At 57.2% G+C, this 13688-nt stretch carries 16 protein-coding genes; 5 read left to right on the top strand and 11 right to left on the bottom strand.

Annotated elements, in window-relative coordinates:
* On the top strand, positions 1-559 hold a 559-nt coding region (locus tag ACR0I7_RS17325; protein ID WP_480513242.1), incomplete at its 5' end, for a hypothetical protein.
* Between the two features lie 130 nt (positions 560-689).
* On the opposite strand, the gene glf is transcribed toward ACR0I7_RS17325, so the two are convergent.
* The 3 genes from glf to ACR0I7_RS17310 form a co-directional block, all read right to left on the bottom strand.
* On the bottom strand, positions 690-1847 hold the full coding sequence (gene glf, locus ACR0I7_RS17320) for a UDP-galactopyranose mutase (RefSeq protein ID WP_480513240.1): 1158 nt from the start codon (positions 1845-1847) through the stop codon (positions 690-692).
* An 82-nt stretch (positions 1848-1929) separates the two neighbouring features.
* Positions 1930-2826, bottom strand: a complete 897-nt coding sequence (locus ACR0I7_RS17315; RefSeq protein WP_480513239.1) for a hypothetical protein — start codon at positions 2824-2826, stop codon at positions 1930-1932.
* The gene (locus tag ACR0I7_RS17310) at positions 2823-3623 is read right to left on the bottom strand and encodes a glycosyltransferase family 25 protein (RefSeq protein ID WP_480513237.1); all 801 of its coding nucleotides are present in this window, start codon (positions 3621-3623) and stop codon (positions 2823-2825) included. Before ACR0I7_RS17310 ends, ACR0I7_RS17315 begins: the two co-directional genes overlap by 4 nt.
* 332 nt (positions 3624-3955) lie before the next feature.
* On the opposite strand from ACR0I7_RS17310, the gene ACR0I7_RS17305 reads away from it, so the two are divergent.
* The 4 genes from ACR0I7_RS17305 (at position 3956) to nadC (ending at position 8526) form a co-directional block, all read left to right on the top strand.
* Positions 3956-4879 (top strand): alpha/beta hydrolase, encoded by a 924-nt coding sequence (locus ACR0I7_RS17305; protein ID WP_480513235.1) that lies wholly within the window; start codon positions 3956-3958, stop codon positions 4877-4879.
* A gap of 178 nt (positions 4880-5057) precedes the next feature.
* Positions 5058-6110 carry a quinolinate synthase NadA gene (gene nadA, locus ACR0I7_RS17300; RefSeq protein ID WP_480513233.1) on the top strand — a complete coding sequence of 351 codons (1053 nt, stop codon included), beginning with the start codon at positions 5058-5060 and terminating at the stop codon, positions 6108-6110.
* Positions 6111-6118: 8 nt separating this feature from the next.
* The gene (locus tag ACR0I7_RS17295) at positions 6119-7681 is read left to right on the top strand and encodes an L-aspartate oxidase (protein WP_480513231.1); all 1563 of its coding nucleotides are present in this window, start codon (positions 6119-6121) and stop codon (positions 7679-7681) included.
* Positions 7678-8526, top strand: coding sequence for a carboxylating nicotinate-nucleotide diphosphorylase (gene nadC, locus ACR0I7_RS17290; RefSeq protein WP_480513229.1), 849 nt, complete (start codon positions 7678-7680; stop codon positions 8524-8526). Before ACR0I7_RS17295 ends, nadC begins: the two co-directional genes overlap by 4 nt.
* Before the next feature lie 72 nt (positions 8527-8598).
* Here the strand turns inward: nadC and ACR0I7_RS17285 are convergent, their stop codons facing one another.
* From ACR0I7_RS17285 to ACR0I7_RS17250, 8 genes are all read right to left on the bottom strand, one after another.
* On the bottom strand, positions 8599-8928 hold the full coding sequence (locus tag ACR0I7_RS17285) for a RebB family R body protein (RefSeq protein ID WP_299085482.1): 330 nt from the start codon (positions 8926-8928) through the stop codon (positions 8599-8601).
* 92 nt (positions 8929-9020) lie between these two features.
* Entirely contained in the window at positions 9021-9338 is a 318-nt protein-coding gene (locus ACR0I7_RS17280; RefSeq protein WP_480513227.1) for a RebB family R body protein, read from the bottom strand.
* Positions 9339-9408: 70 nt separating this feature from the next.
* On the bottom strand, positions 9409-10047 hold the full coding sequence (locus ACR0I7_RS17275) for a hypothetical protein (protein WP_480513225.1): 639 nt from the start codon (positions 10045-10047) through the stop codon (positions 9409-9411).
* Complete coding sequence (locus ACR0I7_RS17270) at positions 10044-10349, bottom strand: hypothetical protein (protein WP_480513223.1); 306 nt, start codon at positions 10347-10349, stop codon at positions 10044-10046. Before ACR0I7_RS17270 ends, ACR0I7_RS17275 begins: the two co-directional genes overlap by 4 nt.
* Before the next feature lie 29 nt (positions 10350-10378).
* Positions 10379-11806 (bottom strand): hypothetical protein, encoded by a 1428-nt coding sequence (locus ACR0I7_RS17265; RefSeq protein ID WP_480513221.1) that lies wholly within the window; start codon positions 11804-11806, stop codon positions 10379-10381.
* A gap of 26 nt (positions 11807-11832) precedes the next feature.
* Complete coding sequence (locus tag ACR0I7_RS17260; protein ID WP_480513219.1) at positions 11833-12687, bottom strand: ATP synthase subunit B family protein; 855 nt, start codon at positions 12685-12687, stop codon at positions 11833-11835.
* Positions 12688-12710: 23 nt separating this feature from the next.
* Positions 12711-13001: a RebB family R body protein gene (locus ACR0I7_RS17255; protein ID WP_480513217.1), complete on the bottom strand. Its 291-nt coding sequence runs from the start codon at positions 12999-13001 to the stop codon at positions 12711-12713.
* A 3-nt stretch (positions 13002-13004) separates the two neighbouring features.
* Positions 13005-13640, bottom strand: a complete 636-nt coding sequence (locus tag ACR0I7_RS17250; protein WP_480513215.1) for an RNA polymerase sigma factor — start codon at positions 13638-13640, stop codon at positions 13005-13007.
* Positions 13641-13688 lie beyond the last annotated feature (48 nt).

The raw sequence follows: 13688 nt of genomic DNA, 5'->3' as shown, positions 1-13688 counted from the left end.
TTCGACACGCGGCATGTACCTGATCGACGGCAGCGTCGAGATCACGCAGAACGGCGTTGCGATGGGTCCGACCAGCATCGCGGGCTGGAGTGCGATCCAGGCCGAGGCAGATGGCGGCGGCTATCGCGTCTTGTGGCAACACACGGACGGGACGTATTTCGAGTGGACGCTGGACAGCCAGGGCGAACAGACCGCGGGTGCGCTTGTGGGCAATGTCATTGATGTCGAGGCGTTCTACGGCGTCGATATCAACAATGATGGGACTACTGGTCACGCTTTGCCGTCGATTGCCCATCCGTCTATCGGGGCCAAGCAACTCGCGGGGTCTCAGCCTGAAGTCAATACGCTGCAGCGAGATCTGATTGAAGATGCGCTAGAGTTTATCTTTGCCTCGGAAGAAAATGCGGGGGATGGGATCGGCGCTGATGAGTTCAGCTTGGAGGTCGCTGATCTGATTGCTGGCGCTGAGGTCGAACTGCACGACTCGGGGGACATGGCTCAGGCGGAAACGTATCTGAACGTCGTCACCCTGCTGGAAGATGACCTTTTCCTGTTGTGACCTAAAGGGCTCTGAGGAAAGGCCAAGCCGGAACTGAGGGGTTATATGATGTGAGTGATGAGAGGCCGGTGCCTCTCATCACTTGTTTTCAGGGTGCGCTGATCTGCTGCCGCGCCGCCGTTTCAACGCCTCAGAGCGTTGAAACAAAGAAGGGCTGCAGTGCTTGCCCCGCGCCGAGCGCTGCGACGACAGATCTTGCGGTGTCCAACGACTCGCGAATTGTGACATCCATGTCCAGATAGCGATATGTGCCCAAACGCCCGACAAAGGTGACGTTTTGCGTCTTTTCGGCAAGCTCGACATATTCGCTCAGCAGCGCTTTTTCCTTTACCTGCCGGATCGGGTAATAAGGGATGTCATCAGGGCCCGCCGCGCGCGAGAATTCGCGGTAGCACACCGACCCTTCATGGGTTTCCCAAGGCGCAAAATGCTTGTGTTCCGTAATACGCGTGAACGGGACTTTTTCTTCGCCGTAATTCATCACGGCGCAGCCCTGATAGTCGCCATCATATGTGAAGCGTTCAAAGTCCAGCGTGCGATAGCCCAGCCTGCCCAGCTCATAGTCGAAATATCCGTCCAGAGGGCCCGAGTAGAACACGTGATCAAACCCTTCGCTCATGCTGCGCTCGAAGGTGGTGTTGAGTTTGACGGTGATTGAGGGGTGGTCCAGAATTCCGGCAATCATATCGGTATACCCGTTTTCGGGCATGCCCTGGAACTTGTGAAAAAAGTAGTTGTCGTCGTAGTTGAAGCGAACGGGAAGGCGCTTGAGGATAGAGGCCGGCAATTCAGACGGATGGCAGCCCCATTGTTTGATTGTGTAGCCTTTGAAGAACGCCTCATAAAGATCGCGGCCGACAAAGCGCATTGCCTGCTCTTCAAAGCTCTGCGGATCGGTTATCGACGTATCAGCCTGTTCCTGCGTGATGAAGTCATGCGCTTCGTCCGGGCGCATGGTTTTGCCAAAGAACTGGTTGATGGTGTGCAGGTTCACCGGCAGCGAAAAGACCTGACCCTGAGAAGTGGTTTTCACACGGTTCTTGTAAGGTAGGAAGTTGGCGTAGCGATTCACATATTGCCACACCTCTTCGTCATCGGTGTGAAAGATGTGCGGGCCGTAGACATGGACCATGACGCCGGTGTCGGCATCGCGCTCGGTGTGGCAGTTCCCGCCGATATGATCGCGACTGTCTACAATTGTGATATCGTGCCCCTGCTCTGCAAGCTCGCGGCCAATCACGGCACCGGACAAGCCGGCGCCAACCATCAAAAATCGTCCCGTTTTCATTCAGACACCATTTGCTTTCAGGGCTAACACCCGATTTCCAAGATGCACATGTTGCTGTGCAGGTTATGTAATCCGGCTCAGATCAACGTTGTGTTTTACCGGGGTTCAATGAGATTGTTGTCATATCTAGCGGTTTGATCAGCTGGCGGCGCGCGATTTTGAGAATACCCGCGCGTGCTTCTGCAGCGCTGCGAAATCTCGACAGGCCCGATATCCAGTTCCGACACATACGCCATCCCGTCAGCACCCGGCCCGAGATCGGCTGCCCGCCCTCCAGTATCCCGGCGAAAACGACAGGAACTGTGCGGCGTGACAAATCGAACATTTCCTTGAGCACGGCCTCTTCTTCCTCTGAGCTGAGGTTGTCCGCAGCGGCCATTGCCGCCTTGAGGTTTTTGCCCACTGGCCGGGTATGGTGCATCGCGATCTGGTCCAGAATGGCGGTACGGAAGGCGCCCGCCTCGGCCCAACGACACCAGATATAATCCAGCCCGTAACCGCTCATCGTGTCTTTGAACAAAGGAAGAGCCCTGAGCAGGACGTCGCGATGCATGCAGGGGGCCATGATCTCGATGTAATTTGTGTATCGCAGTATGAAGCCTGGGCATTGGCTGAACACGAAATGAGAGAAATAGCTGTCCGGGCTCAGCGACGGTTGCGCAATACGCAAGCCATAGGACTGCATAGATGCAAACAGGCGATTGACGTCCTGTGCGCCGATATCCAGATCATCGTCAGGAAGCCAGATATACTCATATTGCGAAAGGTCCCGGTCAACGAGCGTATTGTGCAACCCGTCCCATTTCCCGCCTTTGACCAATACCGCCTCAACGCCGGGCTCGGGCGCAAAACTAGCATATGCCTCGTCTGAGAAATAGCTGATCATAAGATCATAGCTGCGATCTTGGTAAGCGACTTCCAGCCACCTGTTGTGCAAGGACTTTCCGCCTGCGCGGACAACCACCAGATTCCGTCTCATATGTGGTTCCGGACCTGTTTTTGCGCCTGCAACAAGGGGGCTAGGCCTTCTATCATGTCCGGCTTTAGAGGATGGCTTAATCGCCCGTAATTATAGCTGACCTGATAGGCAAGGTTGCGGACAAGTCTGTGCAGAGGTGAACCTGTTTTGGCCTTCCGTCGATGTGCTTCGATATTGCTTGTGTGTGTCTGGCGTTCTGAAACCATCTGTTCGCTGAGGGTCAGAATAGGGACCTTGTGTTCCCAGTAGAATTTCAGATCGATGTCAACCGGACGGGCAATTGCGGCGCTGGTCGCGGCCAACCTGGCAGCTGCGCGGCGGCCAATTATATAGCCTGTGGTTCTGGGGGGCAGATGATCAGACAGCACCAGGCTTTGATCGGCGACCGCTTTCAGAACCTGCATGTTTTTGCGGGGCACGCCATCCAGCTTGATCATGATGTCCTCGAAACATTCGGGGCATTGCTCGATCGCCTGCAAAAAAGACCGGGGATCCTGAACAAAGGTGGCATCATCTTCCAGAACCAGCCCCAGATATTCATCTGACTCCGCGATTTGCTGCCAGATTCGGCGATGACCCAGCGTACATGCAACTTCGCTGCGGCTTAGTGGTCGTTTGAACTTTTTGCGGTTTTGGTCGATGTCGTAAACCTGGTGTAACTCGGTATCTTCTATTGCATCGCCGCAAACGGCATCGGTGAATTCATGCTGCAGACCAAGACTCTCCAACTCGCGCTCGCATGAGCGACGACGCTCAGCATCATTGGGTAAGCTCAGAATGATCGTCTTAATTGACATCTTTATTTCACCGACAGGAATTTCGGTTCTACTAGGAGGCATCTGAGAAATGCGCAAGCTAATAAGGGCTTGACGGGAATGTTTGGGATACCTGCGACCAGTTTAGCGCATTTCGCAACAATAGCCATCGTGCCAGGGGCTGCAGATGCCCCAACATCATGTGCCCGCCAGCCGAACTGATCGGCAAGGCTTCGCTTAAGGTGGGACGTGGTCAGTCTTAGTGGGCGGTCAGGAGGCAGCAAGTACGTGCAGCTACCTCCTTCTGTGTGCGCTTTTGCAGGAAGCCGCAAAACATGCGACACTTGCCGGATTGATCTGCAGGAGTAATTTACATGGCTCTCTTTTTTTCGCGCCGGACTTACAATTCACAAAAGAAGAAATTCACGCTCAAGCCTGCGGCGAAGACGCGATATGTCAATATTACCGGGCAAAGCGCAGATGGCAGTATTCGCAAGGGAAGTATCCTGAAACGGGCCAAGTGGCTTGACCTTGTGCGCCAGAACGGGGGCGACAACTCGGTCTTGATATACGTGCACGGGTTCAACACGTCTCAGAAAGACATGCTGGACCGGTTGGCCAAGATCGAAACCAATCTACGAGCCAAAGGGTATCAGGGCGCTGTGGTTGCCTTTGACTGGCCCAGCGACGGCTCGGTGCATGCCTATGATCGCGACCGGTCAGACGCCAAGGCCGTGGCGCCTCATCTTGTTGGCGACGGAATGCTGCCAATGCTTGCAATGCCTTCAAAACCCAAGGTGCATATTCTGGCGCATTCGATGGGCGCGTTGGTTGTGCTGCGGGCATTTTCCGATTTTGGAGATTCTGCAGGATCCGGCGGCAACTGGTCGGCGGATCAGGTCATGTTTGCATCGGCGGACGTCGATTCAGTGTGGCTGGAAAAGGGCGCCTGGGGCGGCCTGGTTCTGAAAAAACGCAGCAGACGTTTCACGAACTACTATAGCGGCCGGGACAAGGTTCTGGCCCTTTCCGGTGGCCTGATAAACGGCGGTCGGGACCGAGCTGGCCATGTCGGTATGCCCAGTCTGACGGCAAAAGGGCACTGGGACATCTATTGCAATGAACAGTACTTGCGTGATGTTCCCAAATCAAAACGCAAGAGGGTGTATTCGCACCGCTGGTGGTTCGACAATAAGGGTTTTTACAAGGATCTTTCGCTGACGGTTGCAGGCAAAGATGCCAAAACAATGTCGACGCGCCGTGCCACAAATATAGGCGATCAGGCCTTGCTGACCTGATCCGCCGATCAAAGCTATGAGAGAATCCCCGTTTTTTCGGGACCTCTTATGGGCATAAAGGACCGTTTATTCCACGAAACATCAATATTTGGGAATAATCTGCCTGTTTGGGCTGTGGTCAATCGGTGACAAACGCCATATCTATGCCGCACGAGTTCATCAGGCAGAAATCAGTCCCGTGTTCGACTTACCCGCGCAGCGCGCGCATCTCTCCGAAAAATATGACCTGTCGCCGTCCCCCGAGCTTGCGGCCAGCATGAGCGATATTTATGCCCGCATGTCGCGTGTGGTGTCGCCTGCGGATTGGGCGATCTTTGCCCCGTATGTAAAGGCGATCAACGATCTGAAGGCCACGCGGAACGCGGTCATTCTGGGGCACAATTATATGACGCCCGAGATTTATCACGGCATTTCGGACTTTGGCGGAGACAGCCTGCAGCTGGCCATCAAAGCTACCGAGGTTGAGGCGGATGTGATCGTGCAATGCGGTGTCCATTTCATGGCTGAGACGTCGAAAATACTCAGCCCCGACAAGACGGTCTTGATGCCGGATATGGAGGCTGGGTGCTCGCTGGCGGAATCGATCACCGCCGAAGGTATCGAAGACATGCGCCGTCGCTATCCCGGTGCGCCGGTTGTGTCTTATGTAAACACAACGGCCGAGGTCAAAGCGGCCTCGGATATCTGTTGTACCTCGTCCAATGCGGCCCAGATCGTGGCCGCGCAGGACAGTCATACGGTGATCATGACGCCTGATCAGTATTTGGCGCAGAACGTCGCGCGCGATGTACCGCAAAAGAACGTCGTCTGGTGGGAAGGGTCGTGCATCGTGCACGAGCAGTACAGCGCCAGCGATCTGCGCGATTTTCGCGAATGGAACCCGGGTACCCGGCTGATTGCCCATCCCGAATGCCCGCCCGACGTTGTGGCAGAGGCCGATTTCTCGGGCTCGACCAGTGGCATCATCAAATATGTCACCGACGAAAAGCCGGAAAAGGCACTGCTGATCACTGAATGTTCGATGGCGTCGAATATTGCTGATCAGTTACCAGAGGTCGAATTTGTCGGTCCATGCAATATGTGCCCCTACATGAAGAAAATCACGCTCGAGAAAGTACTGTTTGCACTCGACACGATGACCGGGCAGGTCGAGGTGGATCCGGATGTTGCGGACAAGGCCCGCCTCTCGGTTCAGCGCATGATTGACCTCTCGCGTAAGCTGGGGCTCTGACGCGCCGGATGCAGGTGATCGAAACGCCTCGTGTGGTCATTATTGGGGCCGGGCTTGCTGCTGTTTATGCCGCGCTCAAGCTGGCTCCGCATCCTGTCGTTATGATCTCGCCCGATCCAATAGGGTCTGGCGCCAGCTCGGCCTGGGCGCAGGGCGGTGTTGCAGCGGCAATGGCGCGCAGCGACAGTCCCCAGGCACATGCCGATGATACAATACGCGCCGGGGCAGGCGCGGTTTTGCGCGAGGTTGCCGATTTTGTGACCCGCGCCGCGCCCGAACATATTCTGGACCTCTCAGAGTTGGGCACCGGCTTCGACCGAACCCCCGACGGAGGGTTTGTGCAATCGCGCGAGGCCGCCCATTCCGCCGCAAGGGTGGTGCGGGTCAAGGGTGATCAGGCCGGATCCGAGATCATGCGGGCGCTGATCGCTGCGCTGCGCCGCACCCCGTCCATACAGGTCATCGAAGCGGTACAGGCAAGCGGGCTGGAAAGCGACGGTCAGCAGGTGACGGGTGTTTTCCTGACAGGAACGACCTCTTCTGATGCGCCGATCCTGTTGCGCGGGGCTGCGCATGTGCTGGCCACGGGGGGGTCTTCGGGCCTCTATGCGCAGACCACCAACCCGGCGCGCATCCAGGGGCAGGGGATAGGCATGGCGGCCCGGGCCGGGGCGCGGATTGCCGATGCAGAATTTGTGCAGTTCCATCCCACCGCAATCGATGTCGGTGAAGATCCCACGCCGTTGGCCACTGAAGCGCTGCGCGGAGAAGGGGCAGTGCTGGTCAACAGTAACGGCCAGCGTTTCATGACAGAGATCCATCCCGACGCCGAACTTGCCCCGCGCGATATCGTTGCCCGGGCAGTCTATCTGCAGGCCCAGCAGGGGCTGCGTCCGACGCTTGATACGCGGGCTGCAATAGGCGCAGAAATTGCCACGCAGTTTCCAGCAGTTACCAAGGCTTGCCTGCGCAACGGGGTCGATCCGGTTTCCGAGCCTATCCCGGTAACAGCCTCGGCGCATTACCACATGGGCGGCGTGGCTGCAGATCTGGCGGGGCGTAGCTCGCTGACCGGGTTGTGGGTATGTGGTGAGGCCGCATCGACCGGCCTGCATGGCGCGAACCGCCTTGCGTCCAACGGGTTGCTCGAGGCGCTGGTCTTTGCCCGCGCCTGCGCGCGCGACATTGCGGGTGAGGTCGCGATCAGCGCAGCACCAGAGATTGATATCCGGTTCCAACCCGGCAAGGCGATGGCCGATGCACGCGTGGTGATGGCTTTGCGCCAAACGATGACCGCACATGTGGGCGTTGTCCGGACCGGGGCTAGCCTGCGCCGGGCCTTGTCGGATATCGCCGTCCTCGAGGCCGATCAGGCAGCTTCGCCTGCATTCCTCAATATGACCGCGACCGCAACGCTGATCGCCGCAGCCGCGCTGATGCGCGAAGAAAGCCGCGGGGCGCATTACCGGTCAGATTTCCCTGAACCCATCCCGGGTACCGGCCAACGCTCTCTTCTGACGCTGGATCAGGCATTGGCCTTGCGGGATCGAATGACAAAGGAAGATGCATGAGCTTTGCGACACTGCCCGACATGATCCTGGAACCATTGGTCCGGTCCGCGCTGATGGAGGATTTGGGTGCCAATGGTGATATCACAACGCTGACCGTGATCCCCGCCGAAACCACCTATACCGCGCGGCTGAACGCGCGGGAGGATGCCGTTGTTTCGGGCATGCAGGTCGCCGCGCTGGCGTTTCGTCTGATTGATCCGGGGCTGAAGATCACCACGCATGTCAGCGAAGGCCAGCGTTGCACACCGGGTGACACGCTGATGGAAATCACCGGCAGCGCGGCCGCGATCCTGTCCGCCGAGCGGGTCGCCCTGAATTTTGTCGGGCGGTTGGCCGGTATTGCCACGGCGACGGCTGCTCTGGTCACCGAAGCGCAGGGAACAAATGCGCGCATCACCTGCACAAGAAAGACCACACCCGGTCTGCGCATCGTCGAGAAACAGGCGGTGCTGCATGGCGGCGGGTACAATCATCGGTTTTCTCTGTCCGATGCAATCCTGATCAAGGACAACCATATCGCTGCGGCGGGCGGCGTATGCGCGGTGCTGGAGGCAACAAAAGCACGGGCCTCGCATATGATGAAGGTCGAGATTGAGGTTGATGAGCTGAGCCAGTTGGCTGAGGTGCTCGAGGTCGGGGGTGCCGACGTGGTTTTGCTGGACAACATGTCCAACGAGACGCTGACCAAAGCCGTTGAGATGGTGGATGGACGGCTGGTCACCGAGGCGTCAGGAAATGTCAGCCGCGGTACGGTCGCCGGGATTGCTGCGACCGGGGTTGACTATATTTCTTCGGGCGCGCTGACCCATTCCTACAGATCGATCGATATCGGTCTCGATTTCTAAAAGCAGAAGCGATGGGTCCTGACCCACGGTAACTAGCCCGGCAGAACCGGGCTAATCTGTGTTGAAGTTGCCTTACGGGTTCTGAGACGTGGCGCGCAACGCGGTCAGCAGCCCCGTCAGATTGTCGGCAATACCGGTTTGGCCAATCTTCTCGCTGGCACCGGCGGTGGCGGTTGTGTCGAGGCTGTAAATCTGCATGACGCCCTGGTTTGCGGCGGCCTGGCTCAGCGTGTTCTGCTGCTGCGCTGCAGATACCGAGTTTTCAAACAGGATACCGGTTGAATGCGCCATCGCCTGATAGACGGTGCCAAGCGCCATCGCGGGGGCCTCGCCCAGCACTTTGACATTTGACTGGGTCACCGCATCAGTGATTTGGTTATTCACATAGGTTGGATATGTCATTGAGATCTCCTTGGAAATTCTGTTTTTCACCAATGATCGGATGGAAAAAGCAGTTCATGGTGTCCGACCGCGCCACAAACCTGCACGGGTTATCAGGGGTTCCTGAAGGCGTTCAGGACAGTCATCAGGCCGCTCAGATTATCGGCGACGCCAACCTGTCCGATCTTTTCGCTGGCGCCGGCGGTGGCGGTTGTGTCCAGGCTGTAGATCTGCATGACACCCTGGTTGGCCGCAGCTTGCGTCAGCGTGTTCTGCTGTTGCTGTGCGGCTACCGCGTTTTCAAACAGAATGCCGGTTGAATGCGCCATCGCCTGATAGACATTGCCGAGCGACATAGCCGGAGCGTCTGCGACAACCTGAACATCTGTCTGTGTCACAGCATCTGTGATCTGGGCGTTTACCGTTGTCATTGAAATCTCCTTTTTGGGTTTGGGGTCATATAGTTAGACGCATCACAGGCGGACCTGTGAACACCGGTGGCTATTTTCCGATCTTTTTTGTGACAGCCTGTTCGATGGCGGCCGAGACGTCCTTTTGGATGTCGTCCCGCATGGTCTTGATGAATTTTTCCAGCTTCTCGGCCTGACGATGGGCAATCTTTTCGATATGGCCTTCGGCGACATTGGCGGCGTCCCGAATTTGTGCGGCGACCTTCATCTCGACCTCTGTGACGATCAGTGTTGTCAGCTCTTCGAGTATGTGATCCAGAGTGCGCCGAGATTGTTGTCTGGCCGATGGCTGAGCAGCGCGCGATGACGTGAACTCCAGCTCGGCAGCCTGTTTGACGGCGTTCAGCATTTCCTGTGTCAGATGCGCTTCCTGGTCGGCGGGCAGGGGGCCGCCCCCCGTTCGGGTGTTTTCGATCTGCCGTGCGGCGCGCAGGGAATTGGTGATCGCCGCCTGCGCATCGCGCTGACCCTGGGCAATGACCGCTTCGGCCTGCGCAAGCATCCCGCCGGGCGGAGGCTGCGACAAAGCAGGAGTCTGCGGCTGCGGGCCCAGATGAGCGCTTCGTGCCCAATCCAGCAATTGCTGACGCTCGTCTTCGCGCAACTCCCGACCCAGCCAGACTCGCCCGATTTCCAGCACCTTTGCGGCGTTTTCATCCCAGGGGTTCATTTCTTGCGCCCCTTGGTTGGGCGTTTGCGCTTTACGTCTTTTTCCTCGACGTCGATCTTGATGGTGCGCAACACCTCATCATCGGGATCTTCCACCTCGATATCTGCTTCAAAGACCTCTTGTTCGACCAGTCTTGTGGCTTTGATCATGGCATGGCGCGCGACGCTCAGCTCGCATGCGAGGTCCGAGAACTCGGGCGGTATGTCATCGCCGGGGATACTTAACGTTTGCGCCCAGTCGGCAAGAACCTGGCCCAGAATTTGTTCAATATCACTGCGGATTCTGCGAATTTCTTGGTCCATAGCATTCTCCTTTTGGGGCTGTTTGACGTTCAGGCGGGCACAGCACCGATGGCGCCGTAAAGCGGATCGATGAACAGCTGAGTCGCGTTGACGTAGTTCGTGACGCCACCCAGAGCGGTCTCTTTGATGTTCATCCCGCCGGAAATGGCTTTGACAACGCTGGTCTTGATCCGGTCAGGGGCCATGGGCGGGTTGAAGTTGCTCATGATGACTTGTTGTGGTCCGGCCGCCAGCACGCTGCGCGACAGGCGTTCAAGTGTTATTGCAGGGCCGGGGCCCGGGTTCATCAGGCCGCTGACGATCGCATTGTAAAAGCTGGACCCAAAAATCGCGGCATTATTATCGTTCTCTGCAATCGCACGACCACTGACATCTAACGCGGCTACAATTCCGAACTCAAAGACTTCGCTCGGGCTGTTCGGCATCTGGTAGACATCCTGCAAAGATATCAAGGTATAAGCTATATTGTCTGCCGGTCCGCTTATAGGGGCCAGCGCAATGTTCCGCGCACTTTGCCAGGCAGCATAATCGTCACTTATCCCTTCAAAGTTGGCATTGGTCAGCATCGGCGAATAGACTCGACTGATTTTTGAATCATTCGGCAAAGATGCAGGAGGAATTAGATTGATGGCCATCATGGCTTCGGGCAGCGAATGATGCATTTGCATCACCATCCCTGCAAAAGCGCAAAAGGCGCGCCCGTCATTCACCAAAGCGCCAACATTTGGCTTTGCGTCATCAACGGTACCAAGTTGCTTGGCATTGCAAGTCATCAGGATTGCCAACGCGCCCAATGCGTCAGTGGTTGATCCCGAAATGTCGCCAACCTCGTAATATCCAAATAGGCGGTCGATCGCGCCCAGCACATCTTCGGGCGGCAGATACCAGTGCGCAGCACCGACATCCGGCCATTGTTCCAGGATGTCCCTGCGCCGGACCCGGATGCGATTGGTCGTTTTGTTGAATGCGGCAGGGTTTTGTAAGGTCTCCAGCCACTTACTGAGTTCTGTGCCCGCGCTACGTACGACAGTACGTTTATAGGCCTCAAACAGATCCGCGAAGAACCGAAGGAAATCTCCAATGGCCAGTGGGTTCTCAAGCGTGTCGCCACGGTAGATACGCAGCCGGGCGAGACCGCGCATCTGTTCAAGCACCGGCTTGCTGCCGCCAAGCCCATCATTGTCCCATCCAGCCCATAGCGAGCTGTTGTCGGCAAATTTGTACTCCCCGAGGTTGTTCACGTCGTTGGCTTCCACCTGCGCAACAACGTCTGCGGCCTCGGTGCAGATGTCCTGCATGGTTTTGCCGACAGTGAACAGTGACCCGCCCTGTTTGAAAGTCGTGTCCAGAATGCGGCCCAGATAGACGTTGTCGATCTGACGGATGGCGGCGCGGGTTGCTCCGAAATCGGTGCCGACACGCCATTGGGAAAGGTCGTTTTTAGCTGGAAAAGACATGCAGTTATTCTCCTGTTGTCAAAACTTTACGGTGCTTTCTTGCCCGAGAGACTGCTGTTGATTTTTGAGATGCCAAAGCTGGCGGCCTCTGCCTCCATCGCGCCTCCGGCGGCTGCGACGGCCATGGCGCCGGCCAGCAGGATTTCGGTTTCGGCCAGAACCAGACCATCCAGTGCGGCCTCGCCTTCGTTGCCGTCGGCCACGTCCTGAGCCAGCTTCTTCACGATCACCGACTGCGCTGCCATGACCACCTTGGTCATGCTGTCGAAATACTGGGCCGAGGCCTGCGCTGCCAAACCAGCGGCCTGTCCGATCATCTGATCCGTTGGGGTGGTGATCATGGCGGGCGCATACCCGGCGGTTTCCGCGTTCGAGAACTGCACCGATTGCGTCGCCGCATCGTTCAGGGACGGCGTTCCAACAGGAGGGGACGTTGGGCCGCCAGCGGCTGGCGTGCCATCTTTGGGCGCAGATGCCAGATTGGCCGATGCCTGCGCAAACTGCAGATCGCGGTACCGGGACAGAGATGATTTATGAGGTGGCGCTGGCGGCTCACCCGTATCCAGCTGTGCGAAGGCTTTTTCGACAATCTCAAGCTCGTCCTTCAGGGCCGTCTCTGCGGTCTCTGCGGCGTTTTTGGTGTCATTGCGGGCATCTTCGACAGCCGCTTCACCGGCTTTCAGATCGGCCTCAACACTGCCCTTGGCCTTATCGAACGCCTGTTCGGCAGGGCCCTCGATCTTGTCGAGCAGGGTTTTTTCAATGGTTTTGAGCTCGTCTTCGAGCTTGTTGGTCAAGCCGCCTGCTGCGTCTTTGGCCGGTTCCGCCGACCCGTCCTGTGCAGGCGTCTGGTCGGGTTTTTTTCTGGAAAAGATAGACATGCGAAAACTCCCGGATCAAAGGCCTATTCGGTACCTGAGGTAGAGGTGGATTTTGTGCTGCTTTCGGTGGTGCCGCTGGGTGAGATCGCCAGTATCTCGCGTACGGCCGTTGCCACGACCGCGTTTGCGATCTGGTTGAGGTTCTGCTGACTCGAGACCGAGTTCTGCATCGACAGGCCGGCCGAATGGGTTGCCATCTGATAGAGAACGCCAAGCGCTTCGGCGGGTGACGAGGCGACAACATTCACGTTGGTCTGCGTCACTGCATCGGTGATTTGTGAATTTACGGGTATTTTCGGGTTGTTATCTGGCATCGTCTAACCCTGCTTTGGAAATATGGTGTTCAAAGGTTTTGACGCGCCACGTCGCGAGACGTGAACTTTTGTCGTCACCTTCTTTGCGGGGGTGTTGTTCTGGGTCAGCCCGCGCAGCTTGCGGCGCGCCAGTTGCATGCGCTTTCGGGCAAGAGGTTCCGAGATGTTCAGAGAGGCCGAAATCTCACGGTAGCTGAGGCCTTTGACGACGTGCATATCCAGAAGCTGCCGAAGGGGCTGGGTAAGCTGTGCGCTTGCGCGCGCCACTTGCAGCAATTCATCCGCCGCAATCAGCATATCAAGCGTGTCGTGCAGCGCTCCGTCCGGCCACTCGAATTCCAGCGCTTTCTGTTCGCGGCTATGGCGTGCCGCTTTCCGCCAGTGGTCTGTGGTGATGTGTTTCAGAGAAAGATAAAACAGGGCCTCTATGTTTTCGATCGGACGGTCTGCACCCGCGGCATAGTTCAAAACCTTGAGCGTCGCGCGCGAGAGAAAAGAGTCCGCCAGATCGTTGTCGCCATTTGCATAGCGCCGGGCGCGCCGCAGGAAGGCGCGGTGATGTTTGCGCCAGATGGCTTCGACCTGCGCAAAACAGTCCCGGTGCCGCGTTTGCTGGGCTGGTTTTTGGTGTCTGGTCATGTCCGCCTCCTGTTTGAGGCAGAGTCATCCCGATACCCGGACTGGGTC

The organism is Ruegeria sp. AM1 (genome assembly GCF_056540745.1).
Note: the sequence above shows the minus strand (reverse complement) of the source record. Positions and strands in the feature narration are given on the sequence as shown.

Coding starts and splice junctions, on each gene's coding strand:
- ACR0I7_RS17255 (WP_480513217.1), bottom strand. CDS start 13,001: ATGCCAGATAACAACCCGAAAATACCCGTAAATTCACAAATCACCGAT.
- ACR0I7_RS17295 (WP_480513231.1), top strand. CDS start 6,119: ATGCAGGTGATCGAAACGCCTCGTGTGGTCATTATTGGGGCCGGGCTT.
- ACR0I7_RS17305 (WP_480513235.1), top strand. CDS start 3,956: ATGGCTCTCTTTTTTTCGCGCCGGACTTACAATTCACAAAAGAAGAAA.
- ACR0I7_RS17260 (WP_480513219.1), bottom strand. CDS start 12,687: ATGTCTATCTTTTCCAGAAAAAAACCCGACCAGACGCCTGCACAGGAC.
- glf (WP_480513240.1), bottom strand. CDS start 1,847: ATGAAAACGGGACGATTTTTGATGGTTGGCGCCGGCTTGTCCGGTGCC.
- ACR0I7_RS17275 (WP_480513225.1), bottom strand. CDS start 10,047: ATGAACCCCTGGGATGAAAACGCCGCAAAGGTGCTGGAAATCGGGCGA.
- ACR0I7_RS17310 (WP_480513237.1), bottom strand. CDS start 3,623: ATGTCAATTAAGACGATCATTCTGAGCTTACCCAATGATGCTGAGCGT.
- ACR0I7_RS17285 (WP_299085482.1), bottom strand. CDS start 8,928: ATGACATATCCAACCTATGTGAATAACCAAATCACTGATGCGGTGACC.
- ACR0I7_RS17280 (WP_480513227.1), bottom strand. CDS start 9,338: ATGACAACGGTAAACGCCCAGATCACAGATGCTGTGACACAGACAGAT.
- nadC (WP_480513229.1), top strand. CDS start 7,678: ATGAGCTTTGCGACACTGCCCGACATGATCCTGGAACCATTGGTCCGG.
- ACR0I7_RS17250 (WP_480513215.1), bottom strand. CDS start 13,640: ATGACCAGACACCAAAAACCAGCCCAGCAAACGCGGCACCGGGACTGT.
- ACR0I7_RS17265 (WP_480513221.1), bottom strand. CDS start 11,806: ATGTCTTTTCCAGCTAAAAACGACCTTTCCCAATGGCGTGTCGGCACC.
- ACR0I7_RS17270 (WP_480513223.1), bottom strand. CDS start 10,349: ATGGACCAAGAAATTCGCAGAATCCGCAGTGATATTGAACAAATTCTG.
- ACR0I7_RS17315 (WP_480513239.1), bottom strand. CDS start 2,826: ATGAGACGGAATCTGGTGGTTGTCCGCGCAGGCGGAAAGTCCTTGCAC.